The following is a 15,973-nucleotide window of genomic DNA, read 5'->3' as shown; positions in this document are numbered from 1 at the left end:
TTTTCTAAAAGTTCCTGCATCTTGTAGGCTTGTTTGCTATGCCTATTTTTATTACTAACTACTCCCTGAACATAAAATTTATAGCGTTATAATAATTCTGTACAAAATCAAGTTTTACATATTAGTTTCCGTGACTACTCTGATACTCTAAGTCTTGGATCTATTAATCCATATGCTATATCAACCATAAGAAGGGAAAATATTATTAGTATGGCATAGAACAGTGTTATACCCATAGTCATAGAGTAATCCTGATCTACAATGGTAGATACAAAGTATTCGCCAAGTCCTGCAACAGCAAAAACCTTCTCTATAACAATAGATCCTGTTATGATAGCTGCAAACAATGGTCCAAGTATCGAGATAACAGGCATTATAGCATTTCGAATTACGTGACTCCATATAATTTTAGTAGTTGAGAGACCTTTGGATTTTGCAGTCTGTATATAATCTTGACCAAGTACTTCAAGAGTAGTTGAACGCATTAATCTAGCTACAAAAGCCAAAGTACCAAGCCCCAAAGCAAATGATGGCAAAATCATAGAAAGTGGACTACTAGTTACGGTAACTGGAAGCCAGCCTAAAATTACTCCAAAATAATAGGCCAGCAATGGACCCATAACAATGCTTGGAACAGATACCCCTACAATCGCTATAAAGATTACAATATAATCAGCCGCTTTCTGATGTTTAAGGGCTGCAATAACGCCCAAAAGCAATCCGAAAAATGACGAGTATAACATAGCTCTCCAACCCAAAGCAAATGACTTTGGAAAACTACTTTTTATTACTTGGGATACCGGACGATTAAGATATTTATAAGATAGTCCAAGGTCTCCATGAACTAAGTTATTCATATATTTAATATATTGCTGAGAAACAGGCAGATCTAATCCGTATTTTTGTAATAGTGCTTGTCGTAATTCTGGCTTCATCTTTGGGTTATGAAAAGGATCTCCTGGAAGCGCTTTCATTAACGCAAAAGTTATAGTCGCTATGCAAAACATTGTTATAATTGCAAAAAATATTCTTTTAATAATAAATCTAACCATCCTTTTACCTCCTTTATGTAGAAAAATACAAATTTATTCAATTGCCTATATACATAAGGAAGGGTATACGTTAAAAACATATACCCCCTGCCTCATTTATTGTTTATTGAAACTACTTAAGTTATTTTGCATTTTTTGCTGCCATATCTACATTAGCCCAATAGAAATCTACACTTGGACCTGCACCTCTAGTAACAACGTCTGTTAAATAATTTTTAAAGGTATAATGAGCTATTCTGAAGTACTTAGGTGCAATAGCCATATCTTCCATTAACAATTTTTCAGCATCATATAAGTAACCCATTCTAACTTTTGGATCTGGTTCACTTTTAGCATCTTGAATTAATTTATCAAAATCTGGATTATTGTACTTACCATTATTGTTTCCATTAGTGGATTCAAATAGATCTAAATATGTCATCGGATCCATATAATCTGGTCCCCAACCACTAGAGCAAATACCAAAGTCTCCAGATTTAAGTCTAGCTAATTTATCACCCCATGCAACTGGTACAAGTTTGATATCCATTCCAATAGCTTTTAAATCTGCTTGTAATTTTTCACCTTGTTTTTTACCAACATCAGATTGATCTATTAAAACATCTAACGTTTCTAATTTATCAAGTTTTAATTCTTTAAGTCCTAGTGCTAAAGCTTCTTTAGCCTTATCTACTTGATGATCTTCAATTAAAGCTTCACCATTTTCCTCACGGAAGGACTTATCAAGACCTGGGAAGAAATTTGGAATTAATGAGAGTGCAGGCGCATCTCCTATTGTAATACTATCTACTAAACCTTGACGATCTTGTGCTAAAGATATAGCTTTTCTTATATTAACATTTTCTGTTACTGCATTGTTAAATAAGTTAAATTCAAGATAAAATACACTATAATCAGGCTTATCAATTAAATCTTGTAGTTCATTTTGATCAAGCACTGCTTTATCTTGGAAATCCTTCAAATCATTAGCTTGAATTGCGGAACCGTCTAAAGCTCCTGTTTTTAAAAGATTTGTTCTTGTAGCAATATCATTAACAACTTTTAATTTGATTGTATCAATTTTTACATTATCTTTATTCCAATAATTCGGATTTTTTTCTAGTGTAAAGCTGTCTTTGTGTAACCATTCTGTAATTTTCCATGCTCCATTACTGTTTAATCCTGTAGTTTCAAGAGCGTAGTCACTTGGATGAGCTTTGTAAAAAGCTTCATTTACAGGGGCATAAACAAAATTAGCAGTTAGTCCTACAAAATAAGGTACTACTTTTGAAAGTGTAACTTCAATATTTCCATCTTTCTCTGCAATTCCAACCTTTGACCATAAATCTGCTTTCATTGTATCAAATGTTGTCATCATATCTGCTGGCATTAGCTTAAATGCATCAGCAACCTTAGAAGTCAATTCTGCTTTTTTAGTTTTATCTTTCTCAGCATCGCGACTTTCAACTAAAGCTTTAAATGTTGAATCTTTTTCAGCATAGTAAGATTCACTAGTAAAACTTGCATACTCTGCAGCTCCTACAATATAATCAGTGATCATAAATCCATATTGACTGTTTCCGTCAAGTGCGAGTTTCCATCCAAAGAAGAAATCCTTAGCGGTAACCTGTGTTCCATCAAGCCATTTTGCATCTTTGTTAAGTTCAAAGGTATAAGTATTAGTTGCTTCATCTAAACTCCATTTTGATGCAACTCCTGGTTCATATTTACCTTCTTCTTTACCAAAACGAACTAAACTTTCCATATACATATTTGCAATTTGGAAATCAATTTGTCCCGTCATCATCTGTGGATCCAAAGTTTCTGGTTCATCTGAAGAGTAATAATTTAAAACCTGTGGTACATTGTCATCTTTCTTTACCTCATCTGTTGTTTTGCTGCATCCAGCAAGTACAGTTGTGGATACAAGCATAGCTACAACCAAAGACGCTAATAATTTTTTCTTTTTCATTACATAATCCCCCTCTATTTAGTCAATTTAACCAATCCATTCCTTGTTATATCTAAATTACAAAAGGATAAATTTCTACTTTTCTCCTGTAAATTTATTCCACTAATAGAAAAAGTTTTAAATTGTATATATTAACCATCATCTGAATCATTGAATATCTCTGCTTGCAATTGTTCAAATTATTAAACTTTTTTTTATATTATCATGTAATTTTTGAATTGTCAATGAAATCATTCACTTTACACAATTAAAGCACGGTTTTCAATCACTAATTAATTCACTTGTAAACCTAATAATATAATTGCTTAATCTTTCGATCTTTCTGTAGATGAACCAAATAGATATGCTTTTATTATTTATATAAAGCTATTCCAATACAAATTCCTCAAAATAGTACAGCCATAATCATTTTTATAATATAGCATAAACTAAGAATTAATCATCTTATTAATTCATATTCAATAGTATTCTGAATATTACCTTGCAATTAATGTTTTTTAGAGATTTTGATTATTTTTTTAAAAGTATATATATTTTCACTTAGTGGCTATATAATATAATAAAGATAAACATTTAGTTGTTTAGTGATAATATTTGCATTCTTTTAAATTATTATTCATTAATCTAAAAAATGCTTCACTAAACCCAATAACAATTAATAAATATATAGTAATAATATAAAAAATAATTTATATAGAATAACTATTAATACTTATTATTCATTCTATGTAAATACGCGGAGGTAATTTTATGCATATTTTTAAAGGTTCTGGTGTTGCAATAGTCACCCCATTTAATAATAGAGGGGTAAATTTCGAAAAACTTGAAGAGTTAATAGAATGGCATATTAATTCCAAGACAGATGCAATTATAGTATGTGGCACTACAGGAGAAGCTTCTACTATGTCGGATCAAGAAAAAAAAGAAACTATAAAATTTGTAGTTGATGTTGTTAATAAGAGAATTCCAGTAATTGCCGGCACTGGAAGTAACGACACTGCTGCCACAATAAATATGAGTAAATGGGCAGAAAAAATAGGTGTAGATGGACTTCTTGTAATTACACCTTATTACAATAAAACTACTCAGAAAGGCTTAATTCAACATTTTACTGCAATTGCTAGTAGTGTAACTTCACCGATAATAATATATAATGTTCCCTCAAGAACTGGTCTTAATATTAATCCATCCACACTTTTAAAATTGTGCGCAATACAAAATATTGTAGCAATCAAAGAAGCAAGCAGTAATATAAGTCAAATAGTACAAATCAAGGCATTATGCGGTGATAACTTAGATATGTATTCCGGTAACGATGACCAAGTTATACCTATTCTTTCCTTGGGTGCTATTGGTGTTATATCTGTTGTTGCAAATATAATTCCTAGGGACATTCATAACATGTGCGAATTATATTTCCAGGGTAATCATGAGGCGGCACTGAAAATTCAGCTTGAATATCTCTCACTTAATAATTCATTGTTCACTGAAACTAATCCTATACCAGTAAAAACAGCTATGAATCTTATGGGCATGGAAGTAGGCCCTTTAAGACTACCACTATGTGAAATGGAAGAGAATAATTTAAATATACTAAAAAAAGAACTAACAGCTTATAATATTCCTTTAAAGGAGGACATCAAATGATTAAAATGCTTCTAAATGGGTGTAACGGCAAAATGGGTAAAATTATTTCTGAACTGGCTTCTTCTTCCTCAACTATTTCAATTGTAGCTGGTGTTGATAAAAATTCATCGAATTTAAACTATCCATGCTATAACAATATTAATGAATGTAATGATGATATAGATGTTATTTTAGATTTTTCAAGACCAGAGGCTTTAGATTCACTATGTGAATATTCTAAAGAAAAAAATATTCCTATTGTGTTCTGCACTACTGGTTATACAGAAGAAGATTTATCCAAAATTAATTCTCTTAGTAGTGAAGTTGCAGTATTTCACTCAGCAAATATGTCTATAGGTATAAATATCGTTAACAATATACTCAAAAGCATCAGTAATATGCTTTATAAGGATTTTGACATTGAAATAATTGAAAAACATCACAATCAAAAAGTAGATTCACCTAGTGGAACCGCTCTACTTCTTGCAAATACAATTAAGGATTCTATTAAAGATGAAACTATCTTTGTCAAAGGACGCGACGGTATAGGCAAGCGAGACCATAAGGAAATAGGAATTCACGCTATAAGAGGTGGAAATATTATTGGTGATCACGAAATAATTTTTGCTGGCAAGGGAGAATGTATTGAAATTAAGCATACCGCAATATCAAGGGAAGTTTTTGCAGTAGGTGCACTTAAAGCCTGTGAATATATATACAAAAAACAGAGTGGTTTATACAACATGGACGATGTAATTAATATTTAACCTTTAAAATAAAAAATCAACCTCTAGAGTACAAAGTACTTTGCAGGTTGATTTTTTCATATAAATAATTCTAGATTACTCAACTAGTTATAAAGTTTTAAGCCATTTTTCCATTCTATCTAAACCTTCCTTTAACATCTCTAAACTGTAAGAATATGAAATCCTAATAAAGCCCTCTCCCCCGAATCCAAAAGCTGACCCAGGCACCACAGCAACTTTACCTTCATTTAATAGTCTATCGCAAAACTCTTCGCTTTTCATAGAATATTTTTTTATAGAAGGAAATATATAAAAGGCACCCCTAGGCCTTATTACATCCATACCCATTTCATTCAATCTTTTATAAACATATTCTTTTCGCTTTTCAAATTCCATTTTCATATTATTTACATCATTCATACAGGAAATCAGCCCCTCATATGCACCCCATTGGGATATTGAGGATGCACAAGAAACATTATACTGATGCACTTTGATTATATTATCCATAATATATGTGCTAGCACAAACATATCCTATTCTAAGACCTGTCATGGAAAACATTTTAGAAAACCCTCCTACCAAAATCACTCTATCCCGAAGTTCATTAATTTGAGCTAAAGAATAGTATTTTTCATAACATAAGGAACTATATATCTCATCACTTATTATATAAATGTTTTTTTCTTTTAAAATTTGAAAAAGTTCATCTCGCTCCTTGCAGGATAATGCTGCTCCAGTAGGGTTAGAAGGATATGACACCACTAAAAGCTTGGGATTTTCTTCATTAATAAGTTTATTTAATTCATCAAAATTAATAGTGAAATCACTATTAAGGTTGTAATTAACTACTTCTGCTCCGAAAAGCTTCACACAACTCTCGTAAGCCGGATAAGCTGGCGACGGTACCAGGACTTTGTCTCCAGGATTTAAAAAGGCTGCAAATGCACTTAGCAGTGCCTCACTTCCACCAACAGTAACAACTATCTCATCGGCTGAGTAATTAATGCCAGTGCCACTTAAAAACTTAGAAATCTCATTTCTTAGTTCGGATATACCCGCATTTAAAGTGTACTCCGTTTTATTTTCATTAATAGCCGCAATCATAGCCTTTTTAATATTTTCTGGCACCGGAAAATCAGGTTGACCCAGTGTCAGCGAAATTGCCCCTGGAACCTTTGTAACTTTATTGAAAAATTTTCTAATTCCTGAAATTTCTACATTACACACATTATTTGAGAATACATTATTCATAATTACCATCCTTTACGTAAGCGTTTGAATTATTAACATTTTACTATAAAAAAACATAAAAATCAGTAATTTTCGAACTTTTGTAAGAAAATAATAATATTTATGTTTAAATAATGTTGATTTTGATATATGCTTTATAGAGTACTTAATTTTATTGATATAAATAATATTAAAAATCAGTATAAATTAAATGTATAAAGAAAATAATTTGACTTAATACTTATAATACGAAAGGAGAATAACTATGAATTATGATTTAACAGATCCATATGAAATTGCAAGGTACATAAAAGAAGCTAAAAAAGCTACTCCACTTAAACTTTATATTGATGGAGATTTATCACAATGCCAATTTGGAAATATAGAGAATTTTGGAACCGGAAGTTTCTATATACTTTTTGGAGAAAGTACAGAGGTATCAGATTTCCTAATAAAGTATAAAGACAAAATTAAAAAATTCAAACTCGAACAAGACAGACGAAATTCTGCTATCCCACTTATCGACATGAAGAATATTGATGCAAGGATTGAACCGGGTGCGATTATTAGAGATAAGGTTACCATAGGTAAAAATGCTGTTATAATGATGGGTGCTGTAATTAATATAGGTGCTGAGATTGGCGATGAAACTATGATTGATATGAATGCTGTTGTAGGTGCAAGAGGAAAACTTGGCAAACGAGTCCATTTAGGTGCAGGTGCCGTAGTCGCTGGCGTTCTAGAACCACCAAGCAAAAGCCCTTGTGAAATAGGAGACAATGTACTAATTGGAGCAAATGCTGTAATACTCGAAGGTGTTAAAATTGGAAACAACTCTGTAGTTGCAGCAGGATCCGTAGTTGTAAATGACGTTCCTGAAAATGTTGTAGTTGCTGGAGCTCCAGCAAAAATAATAAAAAATGTAGATATTGGCACTAAAGAAAAAACTAAACTTTTAGATGATTTAAGAGGTTAAAAAAGAGCAAGTATTACTACAAATGCAATTCACTGTGCTAAGTAATTCTAAACCGATTTTAATGAAAAATGCTAAAAAGTACAAACTCGCTAACGCTCAAACATGTACTTTTCTTAACGCATTCTTCATTAAAATCAATTTGAATTACTAAAGCTTGTTCATATGCATTTTACGTATTACTTGCTTCTTTAACATATTAAATGAATCCAATGGGACTGTATGAAATGAAAATAATACTATATAACGTCTAGAGCCTCAAAGTTATGCTCCTCATCATTCATATCTGATTCTTCTATATTTTCACCATCTTTATTGACTTTTTCCATTTTGGATATAGATACTTCATATGCCACTTTTTTTATAACTTCATCCTCTGATATTTTCTTTTGGTATTCTCTACTTTGAAGTCTTCCCCAAATTCTTATATTATCCCCTACTTCAAGACTTTTGCAAAATCTAGAATTTCTCCCCCAAGCAATTGTAGGTATATAATCAGATTTATTATACAATCTGTTAACTGCTAGTAGCATATCCGCAATCTCTCTTCCAAAAGGAGTCGTCCTATATATCGGACTTTTACAAATAAATCCATCTAAAAATATTTGATTTGGATTTTTACTGCGTTCTTCACAAATTTTTATATCTCTAGCAAATACCGTTAAAATCAATCTATTAGATCCATCAACAAATTTATTATATGATCTAAGCTGGCCTTCCACTATAAATTCATTTCCTATTTTGATATCAATACCTGCAATTAATCTTTCCGAGATTGTTATAGTTAAAATATCCGTTGTTTCACTTAATCTCCAAACCTCAAAATCAAATACATAAAATCCTTCCCCATACATTTCATGACTAAACTTTAATTCAGATACAATCTTTCCTTCTAAATAAATCTTGTTGTTTAACATAATATTATCCATTATAACCCCTCTTTCCCTTAGTTTTTTTTAATAAGCTTTCCTTAGAATATAAGTATTCAGTTTTCTAATGTAATATACCTAATACTGAGATAATTTTGTTTGTACGTATTTTGCCAAAACTATCACTTATTGGTATTTACATTATAATACAAATACATGATAAATACCAATACATTTAACATTTATTTTTGTATTTGTTTTCCTGCACTATTTATATAATAATTATCTTTATATATAAGGTCCGATATTTTAACAAATTCATAACCCTCCGCTTTTAAATAATCTAAAATTTTAGGCAAATTTTCCGGTGTGTATTTTGCATTATTATGAAATAATAGTATGGAGCCTGGCTTAGTTTTGCTTACTATTCTATTATACTCAATATCTGCCCCTTGTTCTTTCCAATCAATACTATCTACATCCCATTGAATGCATTTATGACTTGTAGATTCTACTGTTTCAACTACTAAATTATTATACTCGCCAGATGGGCATCTAAAAATTGTAGTACCTTGTCCTGTTATAGACCTTATTTTAGCATCCGTTATTGCTATTTCATTAATCATTATCTCTTTAGGTATTGTAGTCATTATAGGATGTTTATTAGAATGATTTCCTATTTCATGCCCACTATCAAACATAGTCTTTAACTTATCTGGATGCTGATCTATCCACGCTCCCACTATAAAAAATGTTGCTTTAGCATTATACTTGTCTAATATTTTTAATATCTCATCTGTTTTATCATCCCCCCAGCTTACATCGAATGATATTGCAATCTTTTTCTCTTTAGTATCTACGTTGTAAATTGGTAATCTACGTTGTTCACCAAAAAAAACGCCACTGATTTTTGTGTTATAAACACCCAAAGCCGCTAAAATGCCAATAAAAATCACACAAAACACTACTAACTTTTTGTTTATATAATTCATCCTCTGTCATTGCCTCCTTACTTCTCCTGTATATTTATACTTAAATTTATATTCTAAAAATTATTATATATGTATAATTCTATTTATAAAATTCAATTTAAGTTAAAATTTACATAAATATTATAATTATTAAAATAAAAAACACCGATAAGTATTGGTGTTTTTTATGTTATAATATATATAGTTAATTTTATGGACAGTCATAATTGTTTTGTTCGCATGCGGATTACAAGGAGGAATAGATATGTTTGAAGATGCTTTAGAACTCGCTGAAAATAAGCTTCTTTTACTTTATATATTTTACAAAATAAAGCTCCCTATTTCTAATATTCAAATAACGCAAATCATCCTAGAACATAATTTTATAAATTATTTTACTTTACAACAATATATAACTGAACTCATAGCATCTAACTTGCTTTTGCACACTGAAAAGCAAGGCAAACATAGATTAGTCATTACCCCAAAGGGAAATAATGTTCTATCCTTATTTAAAGATAGAATTTCTGAAAATAAGATACAACTTATTGATGACTACTTGAAAGCTCATCTTGAGAATATCAAAAAAGAACTAAGAGTTAGCGCCGATTATACAATAGAAAACAACAATAATTATTTAGTTAATCTAACTGCGTCAGAAGATACTTTTACACTTATAGATATTAAACTTAGTGTAGCTTCTAACAAGCGTGCACGTGATTTGTGCTCCAAATGGAAAAATAATCCTTCAGAGCTTTATACTAAGATAATAAACCTTCTTATAGATGACTAATCTTCATTCAGAAGCTTAATCTTCTTATAGAAGTGCCATTCCTGTAGGCTCTCCGCCAATAGTAATGGCTTTTTTATTTTCAGTTACTTTATCAATCCGAATAAGCAAATTATTATAATTATCACCTACATACAAATATTTTTCATCTTCGAGTATTCCCCTAGGCATGCCTCCAACTTCTATTTTTTTTATCTCTTTATAATTATTTATATCTACTATACTCACAGTACCATCTCCAAAATTTGATACATAGCAGAATCTTTCATTAAAATACATATCTATAGGTGAGTTACCAACAGGTATTTTATATAATACATTAAAGTTCTTTAATGAAATAATACTTATACTTCCCTTGCTATCCATACCTAGATTGCTCTCGCAAACTAAAATATAATTTCCATCTGCAGTAATTACTGCTTTAGTTGGATATGCCCCCACCCTAATGCTTTTAATATTTCCACCCTGTGCACAATCAATTATTGTAATGCTATCGCTATTCATATTTGCTACTATAATAATATTTTTCTTTTTACAAATATATATACTATGCGGTAAATTTCCACAAGGGATTGCTTCTACAATGTGCTTTTTCCCTAAATCAAATACTATTATGTCATCAGAATCTCCACAAAGAACATAAACTTTATTATCATAAACTGATAAATCATTACAGTGCATGCCTATAAAGTAACTTTCAGTTTCATAAGTATTAATATTGACCATAGAAATACTATTATCATAGCTGTTAGCTGTTATAATCTTATTTTCATGAATATATATACCATGAGGACCAATTTTTTTGAGACTTTCACTATCTAGATATATTTTTTCTTCTTCTACAAACAAATCCAAATTAACTTTTGATATGCAATCTGATGAAGTATTACATACATATAGCTTTCTCAAATTCATCACCCCCTCACATTCATAATATGAAAATAGTAATAATATGCTAACAATCTTTTATTAAAATTTATTTCTTTACGTGGATATGCTTAATAGGCCATCGGCACTTGAAAAATTAGTTGTAAATGCTAAAAAAAGACACATATTAAATTATAATATGTGTCTTGGCTCTTTTGAAAAAATATTAATAGTTATGTTTATTACGTATAATCCTTCTCATATCTCCCGCCATATATAACGAACCTGCCACTAATAATAAATCCTCATCCTTGCAGTAGCTTAAGGCTTTTTCATAAGCCTTCTCATAATTTTCAATGGACTCACAGTTAGTAGTATATTTTTCTACTTGGACTTTTAGCTCTTCTGAAAGCTCCGCCCGTATGCTCTGTGGTGTAACGGTAATAACTCTACTTACCTTTGGTACTATAGTTTTTATCATCTCTTCAACTTGTTTATCCGCAAGGATTCCTAAAATCAATATTATCTTATCGTAATTAAAATACATATCAATGCTTTCGGTAAGGTTTTTTATACCATCTATATTATGGGCTCCATCTATAACAACTAATGGTTTTTGATTCATTACCTCCAGTCTTGCTGGCCATTTAACTGTTCTTAGGCCTGTTAATATATTAGCTTTATTTATTGTAGCCCCTTGTAAAAGAAGTTCCTCTATAGCATAAACTGCCACGCAGCAGTTTAGTAATTGATGTTTTCCAAGGAGTGCCAAATCAATAATGTAATCATCATTTGGAGTTACAACTTTTATATTTTGTGTTATAACTTTATTATTGGTGTATAGTTTTCCTTCTACTTGTGTAATTGCAATTTGTTTTAAATTTTCTTTTCCTAAATATAGAGCTGAATTTCTTGGTACTTTTATTAATTTACATTTTTTTAAAGCGCATATTCCATCGATTACTTTCTCACTTTGTTTTTCCTGAGGATACATAATTACAGGAATTCCTTCCTTAATTATTCCTGCTTTTTCATAAGCAATTTTATCCAAGGTATCTCCTAGTATTTGAGTATGGTCTAAACTAATGGAAGTAATAACACTTAAAACAGGTATAATTACATTTGTTGAGTCAAGTCTTCCTCCAAGCCCTACTTCAACAATTGCAAAATCTATTTCTTTCTGAAAAAAGTATAAAAAACCTACACAAGTAATAATTTCAAATTCTGTTGGATTACTATACCCTAGTTCCACTACTTTTTCTACAGCACTAGAAACCTCTGTTACAATATTGCTTAAATCATCTTTAGATATGTTTTTATTATTTATTTGGATCCGTTCTTCAAATTCTTCAATAAATGGAGAGGTGTACGCGCCTATCTTATATCCAGCGTGGACCAAAATATTAGCCACCATAGCAGTTGTTGACCCTTTTCCATTAGTTCCTGCGATATGTACACACTTTATTTTTTTATGTGGATTCCCTAAAAGTTCTAATATTTTTTCTGTTCTTTCAAGCCCAAGTTTGCTGCCAAACTTAGCTGTGTTTTTTATGTAATCTATGGCTTCTTCATAATTCATTTTTTTCCTTCCTTTCAAGATAGTCTGGGGATAGTTAAGAAATTTTTAACTTATACTTAAATTTTATACTAAGTTCAACCTAGTAACAACTTTTTTTTAAAATTTAAAAGCTTCCCATGTTTTAAAAAAACATAGGAAGCTTTTAACTAAAGCTTATTTTAAATTTTCTATACTTTGAATCACTGAATTGTACATTTCTTTATATTTAACACCTTTAGCTCTTTCTTCCTCAACTACCTCTACTGGAGCTTTATCTGTAAATCTTTTATTACTTAGTTTCTTCTCTACTCTTTCAATTTCACTTTCTAGTTTTTCTTTATCTTTGTTTAATCTTTCTAATTCTTTTTCTAAATCTACAAGCTCAAGTAATGGCATGTAAACCTCTGCACCTTTAGTTACTACGGTAACAACATTTTCTGGTGCTTCATCTTTGGAATTTAAAAATACTACTTCACTTGCTGATGCTAGTTTTTGAAAATATACCATTCCTTCTTCAAAGGCTTCTTTTCCTTCTGTAGCATAGATAAATACTTTAGCTTTTCTTGAAGGTGGTACATCCATATCTGCTCTAGCATTTCTTACATCCTTTATAGCTTCTATAATATAGTTCATGCACTCTTCTGATTTTTCATCTTTAAGGGCATCTTCATACTCTGGCCATTTAGAAATCGTTATAGATTCGTACTCCTTATCTAAATGAGTATATATTTCTTCTGTTATAAACGGCATAACAGGATGAAGCAATTTAAGTCCAGTTTTTAATACATCGTTTAATACATTTAACACTATACCTTTGGACTGCCCATCTTCTGCATATAATACTGGCTTGACAAGCTCAATATACCAATCACAGAATTCTGTCCACATAAAATCATGTGTCTTTTGAAGAGCTATTCCTATTTCAAACTTTTCAATATTTTCTGTAACTTCTTTTACTACCGTATTCATTCTTGATAATATCCACTTGTCAGCAACACTATAGTTTTTATTCTCTTTGTACTTATTCATTAACTCCAAATTTACGTTCATCATAACAAACCTAGAAGCATTCCAAATTTTATTAGCAAAATTTCTGGCTGCTTCTACTCTTGATTCATAGAATCTCATATCACTACCTGGTGCATTTCCTGTAGCAAGTGAGAATCTTAAAGCATCTGCACCATATTTTTCTATTATGTCTAATGGGTCTGTACCATTTCCTAATGACTTAGACATTTTTCTTCCCTTATCATCTCTAACCATTCCATGCATTAATACCGTTTCAAAAGGTACTTCTTTTAAATTATAAAGTCCTGAAAAAATCATTCTTGCAACCCAGAAGAATATAATGTCGTATCCTGTTATTAACACACTTGTTGGATAAAAATATTTTAAATCCTCTGTATTATTAGGCCAACCCAGTGTTGAAAAAGGCCACAATGCTGAGCTAAACCAAGTATCAAGAACATCTTTATCTTGCTGCAAATTTATACTATTACATTTAGTGCAGTTTGTTGGCTCAGTTGATGCAACAATTATTTCCCCACAATCTTTGCAATACCATACTGGAATTCTATGTCCCCACCACAATTGTCTTGATATACACCAATCTTGAATATTTTCCATCCAATTGAAATAGGTTTTTTCAAATCTCTCTGGAACAAATTTAGTTTCCTTTTCCCGTACAGCATCTATAGCTGGCTTTGCAAGTGATTCCATCTTAACATACCATTGTTTTGATAACAGTGGCTCTACAGTGGTAGAACATCTATCATGAGTACCTACATTGTGAGCGTGGTCTTTTATTTTAACAAGTAAACCTTGCTTATCTAAATCTTCTACAATAAGCTTTCTTGCCTCATATCTGTCAAGACCTGAATATTTCCCATAACCTTCACATATAGTTGCATTTTCATTCAAAATCACTATTTCAGGTAGATTATGTCTCTTTCCTATTTGAAAATCATTAGGATCATGTGCTGGAGTGATTTTAACTGCACCTGTTCCAAACTCTAAATCAACGTAATCATCTGCAACTATTGGTATTTCTCTATTTACTATAGGAAGAATTAATGTTTTCCCTACTAAATGTGCATAACGAGGATCTTTAGGATTTACAGCAACTGCTGTATCTCCAAGCATAGTTTCCGGCCTTGTGGTAGCTATTTCTAAGAATTCATCACTACCTACTACTGGATATTTTATATGCCAGAAGTGGCCTGCTTGTTCTTCAAATACTATTTCTGCATCTGAAATTGCCGTCATACATTTAGGACACCAGTTTGTTATTCTATTTCCCTGATAAATAAGTCCCTCTTTATATAATTTAACAAAAACTTCTCTTACTGCGTGATTTAAGTTTTCATCCATAGTAAAGCTTTCCCTTGTAAAGTCAGCAGAACAACCCATTTTCTTTAATTGACCCCTTATTTTTTCTCTATATTCATCAGTCCATTCCCAGACTTTTTCAAGGAAAGCTTCTCTTCCCATTTCTTTTTTCTTTAGGCCTTGCTTTAAAAGTTCATTTTCAACCTTTACTTCTGTTGCAATACTAGCATGATCCTCTCCAGGAAGCCACAAGGTGCTATATCCTTGCATTCTTTTAGTTCTTATTAAAATATCTTGAAGAGTATTATCAAGAGCATGCCCTAAGTGTAACTTCCCTGTGATATTTGGTGGTGGCATCATAATAGTGAAGGGTTTTTTATTTTTATCTACCTCTGGGGTAAAGTACCCTTTCTCTTCCCACCAAGCGTAAAGTCTTTCTTCAAAGTCTTTTGGATCATAATTCTTAGCAATATTATTGTTTTCTTCCAATGTTAACTCCTCCTTATTTATACATCTCTAAATTTCTAAGTTTTCAAAAAACAAAAAGAGCCTTCGTCTATAAAGGACGAAGAACTCGCGGTACCACCTTTTTTCCTGCAAATCTACAGGCTCTTGATAATTTAACGATTAAGATAACCGTCTTTGTCTACTACTCATAATCAAATGAATGAGGCAAAGAAGCTCCGAAGCTATCTTCAAGGTTTTTCATATAGAAGATCTTACAGCCTATGGATCTTCCTCTCTTAATACTAGTTTCCCTTTACTCCTCTTCATCTAAGCTTTTAAAAATTTTATGGAATTTTCATTTATATTTTATTATACACCTTAGTATTTATATGTCAATGTATTTAATTTTTTATTTGAAATGTCTATGATCCGTTTATGATAATGTCTTAGTATACCGTTTTTGATTATGTCCCAAACATACAAAAATATAGTGTAGAATATACCTCATAAGATTGTACAAATGGGGTGTTGATAATCAGAAAGGTAGATTTAAATATGAAAG

The 15,973-nt window shown here is 31.1% G+C and carries 12 protein-coding genes and 1 other annotated feature; of the genes, 4 read left to right on the top strand and 8 right to left on the bottom strand.

The window, feature by feature from the left end; all coding sequences use genetic code 11:
* Nucleotides 1-134: 134 nt before the first annotated feature.
* Nucleotides 135-1,052, bottom strand: coding sequence for an ABC transporter permease (locus tag JJD95_RS16580; protein ID WP_291644129.1), 918 nt, complete (start codon nt 1,050-1,052; stop codon nt 135-137).
* 121 nt (nt 1,053-1,173) lie between these two features.
* Nucleotides 1,174-3,003, bottom strand: a complete 1,830-nt coding sequence (locus JJD95_RS16575) for a peptide ABC transporter substrate-binding protein (protein ID WP_291644128.1) — start codon at nt 3,001-3,003, stop codon at nt 1,174-1,176.
* A 750-nt stretch (nt 3,004-3,753) separates the two neighbouring features.
* Here JJD95_RS16575 and dapA point away from each other — a divergent pair.
* Together dapA and dapB are read left to right on the top strand one after the other, a co-directional pair.
* A complete protein-coding gene (gene dapA / locus JJD95_RS16570) occupies nt 3,754-4,650 on the top strand; it encodes a 4-hydroxy-tetrahydrodipicolinate synthase (RefSeq protein ID WP_291644127.1) in 897 nt (298 codons plus the stop codon).
* Nucleotides 4,647-5,396 carry a 4-hydroxy-tetrahydrodipicolinate reductase gene (gene dapB, locus JJD95_RS16565; protein WP_291644126.1) on the top strand — a complete coding sequence of 250 codons (750 nt, stop codon included), beginning with the start codon at nt 4,647-4,649 and terminating at the stop codon, nt 5,394-5,396. Before dapA ends, dapB begins: the two co-directional genes overlap by 4 nt.
* Before the next feature lie 87 nt (nt 5,397-5,483).
* On the opposite strand, the gene JJD95_RS16560 is transcribed toward dapB, so the two are convergent.
* Nucleotides 5,484-6,629, bottom strand: coding sequence for an aminotransferase class I/II-fold pyridoxal phosphate-dependent enzyme (locus JJD95_RS16560; protein ID WP_291644125.1), 1,146 nt, complete (start codon nt 6,627-6,629; stop codon nt 5,484-5,486).
* A gap of 244 nt (nt 6,630-6,873) precedes the next feature.
* Between JJD95_RS16560 and dapD the strand changes: the two genes are divergently transcribed.
* Nucleotides 6,874-7,584 carry a 2,3,4,5-tetrahydropyridine-2,6-dicarboxylate N-acetyltransferase gene (gene dapD, locus JJD95_RS16555; protein ID WP_291644124.1) on the top strand — a complete coding sequence of 237 codons (711 nt, stop codon included), beginning with the start codon at nt 6,874-6,876 and terminating at the stop codon, nt 7,582-7,584.
* Between the two features lie 236 nt (nt 7,585-7,820).
* Here dapD and JJD95_RS16550 read toward each other — a convergent pair whose 3' ends face one another.
* On the bottom strand, nt 7,821-8,510 hold the full coding sequence (locus JJD95_RS16550) for a single-stranded DNA-binding protein (protein WP_291644123.1): 690 nt from the start codon (nt 8,508-8,510) through the stop codon (nt 7,821-7,823).
* 182 nt (nt 8,511-8,692) lie between these two features.
* Nucleotides 8,693-9,442, bottom strand: a complete 750-nt coding sequence (pdaB, locus tag JJD95_RS16545; RefSeq protein WP_291644122.1) for a polysaccharide deacetylase family sporulation protein PdaB — start codon at nt 9,440-9,442, stop codon at nt 8,693-8,695.
* A gap of 244 nt (nt 9,443-9,686) precedes the next feature.
* On the opposite strand from pdaB, the gene JJD95_RS16540 reads away from it, so the two are divergent.
* Complete coding sequence (locus JJD95_RS16540) at nt 9,687-10,214, top strand: DUF4364 family protein (RefSeq protein WP_291644121.1); 528 nt, start codon at nt 9,687-9,689, stop codon at nt 10,212-10,214.
* A 24-nt stretch (nt 10,215-10,238) separates the two neighbouring features.
* Here JJD95_RS16540 and JJD95_RS16535 read toward each other — a convergent pair whose 3' ends face one another.
* The 3 genes from JJD95_RS16535 to JJD95_RS16525 all read right to left on the bottom strand — a co-directional run bounded on the left by JJD95_RS16535 (nt 10,239) and on the right by JJD95_RS16525 (nt 15,453).
* Nucleotides 10,239-11,120 (bottom strand): YncE family protein, encoded by an 882-nt coding sequence (locus JJD95_RS16535; RefSeq protein WP_291644120.1) that lies wholly within the window; start codon nt 11,118-11,120, stop codon nt 10,239-10,241.
* A 184-nt stretch (nt 11,121-11,304) separates the two neighbouring features.
* A complete protein-coding gene (locus JJD95_RS16530; protein WP_291644119.1) occupies nt 11,305-12,657 on the bottom strand; it encodes a folylpolyglutamate synthase/dihydrofolate synthase family protein in 1,353 nt (450 codons plus the stop codon).
* Nucleotides 12,658-12,810: 153 nt separating this feature from the next.
* Entirely contained in the window at nt 12,811-15,453 is a 2,643-nt protein-coding gene (locus tag JJD95_RS16525) for a valine--tRNA ligase (RefSeq protein WP_291644118.1), read from the bottom strand.
* A 69-nt stretch (nt 15,454-15,522) separates the two neighbouring features.
* Nucleotides 15,523-15,750, bottom strand: a binding site (T-box leader).
* Nucleotides 15,751-15,973: the final 223 nt, after the last annotated feature.

It is taken from the genome of Clostridium sp., from assembly GCF_016650035.1.
In the GTDB taxonomy this organism is placed as follows: Bacteria; Bacillota; Clostridia; order Clostridiales; family Clostridiaceae; genus Clostridium_AD.
Note: the sequence above shows the minus strand (reverse complement) of the source record. Positions and strands in the feature narration are given on the sequence as shown.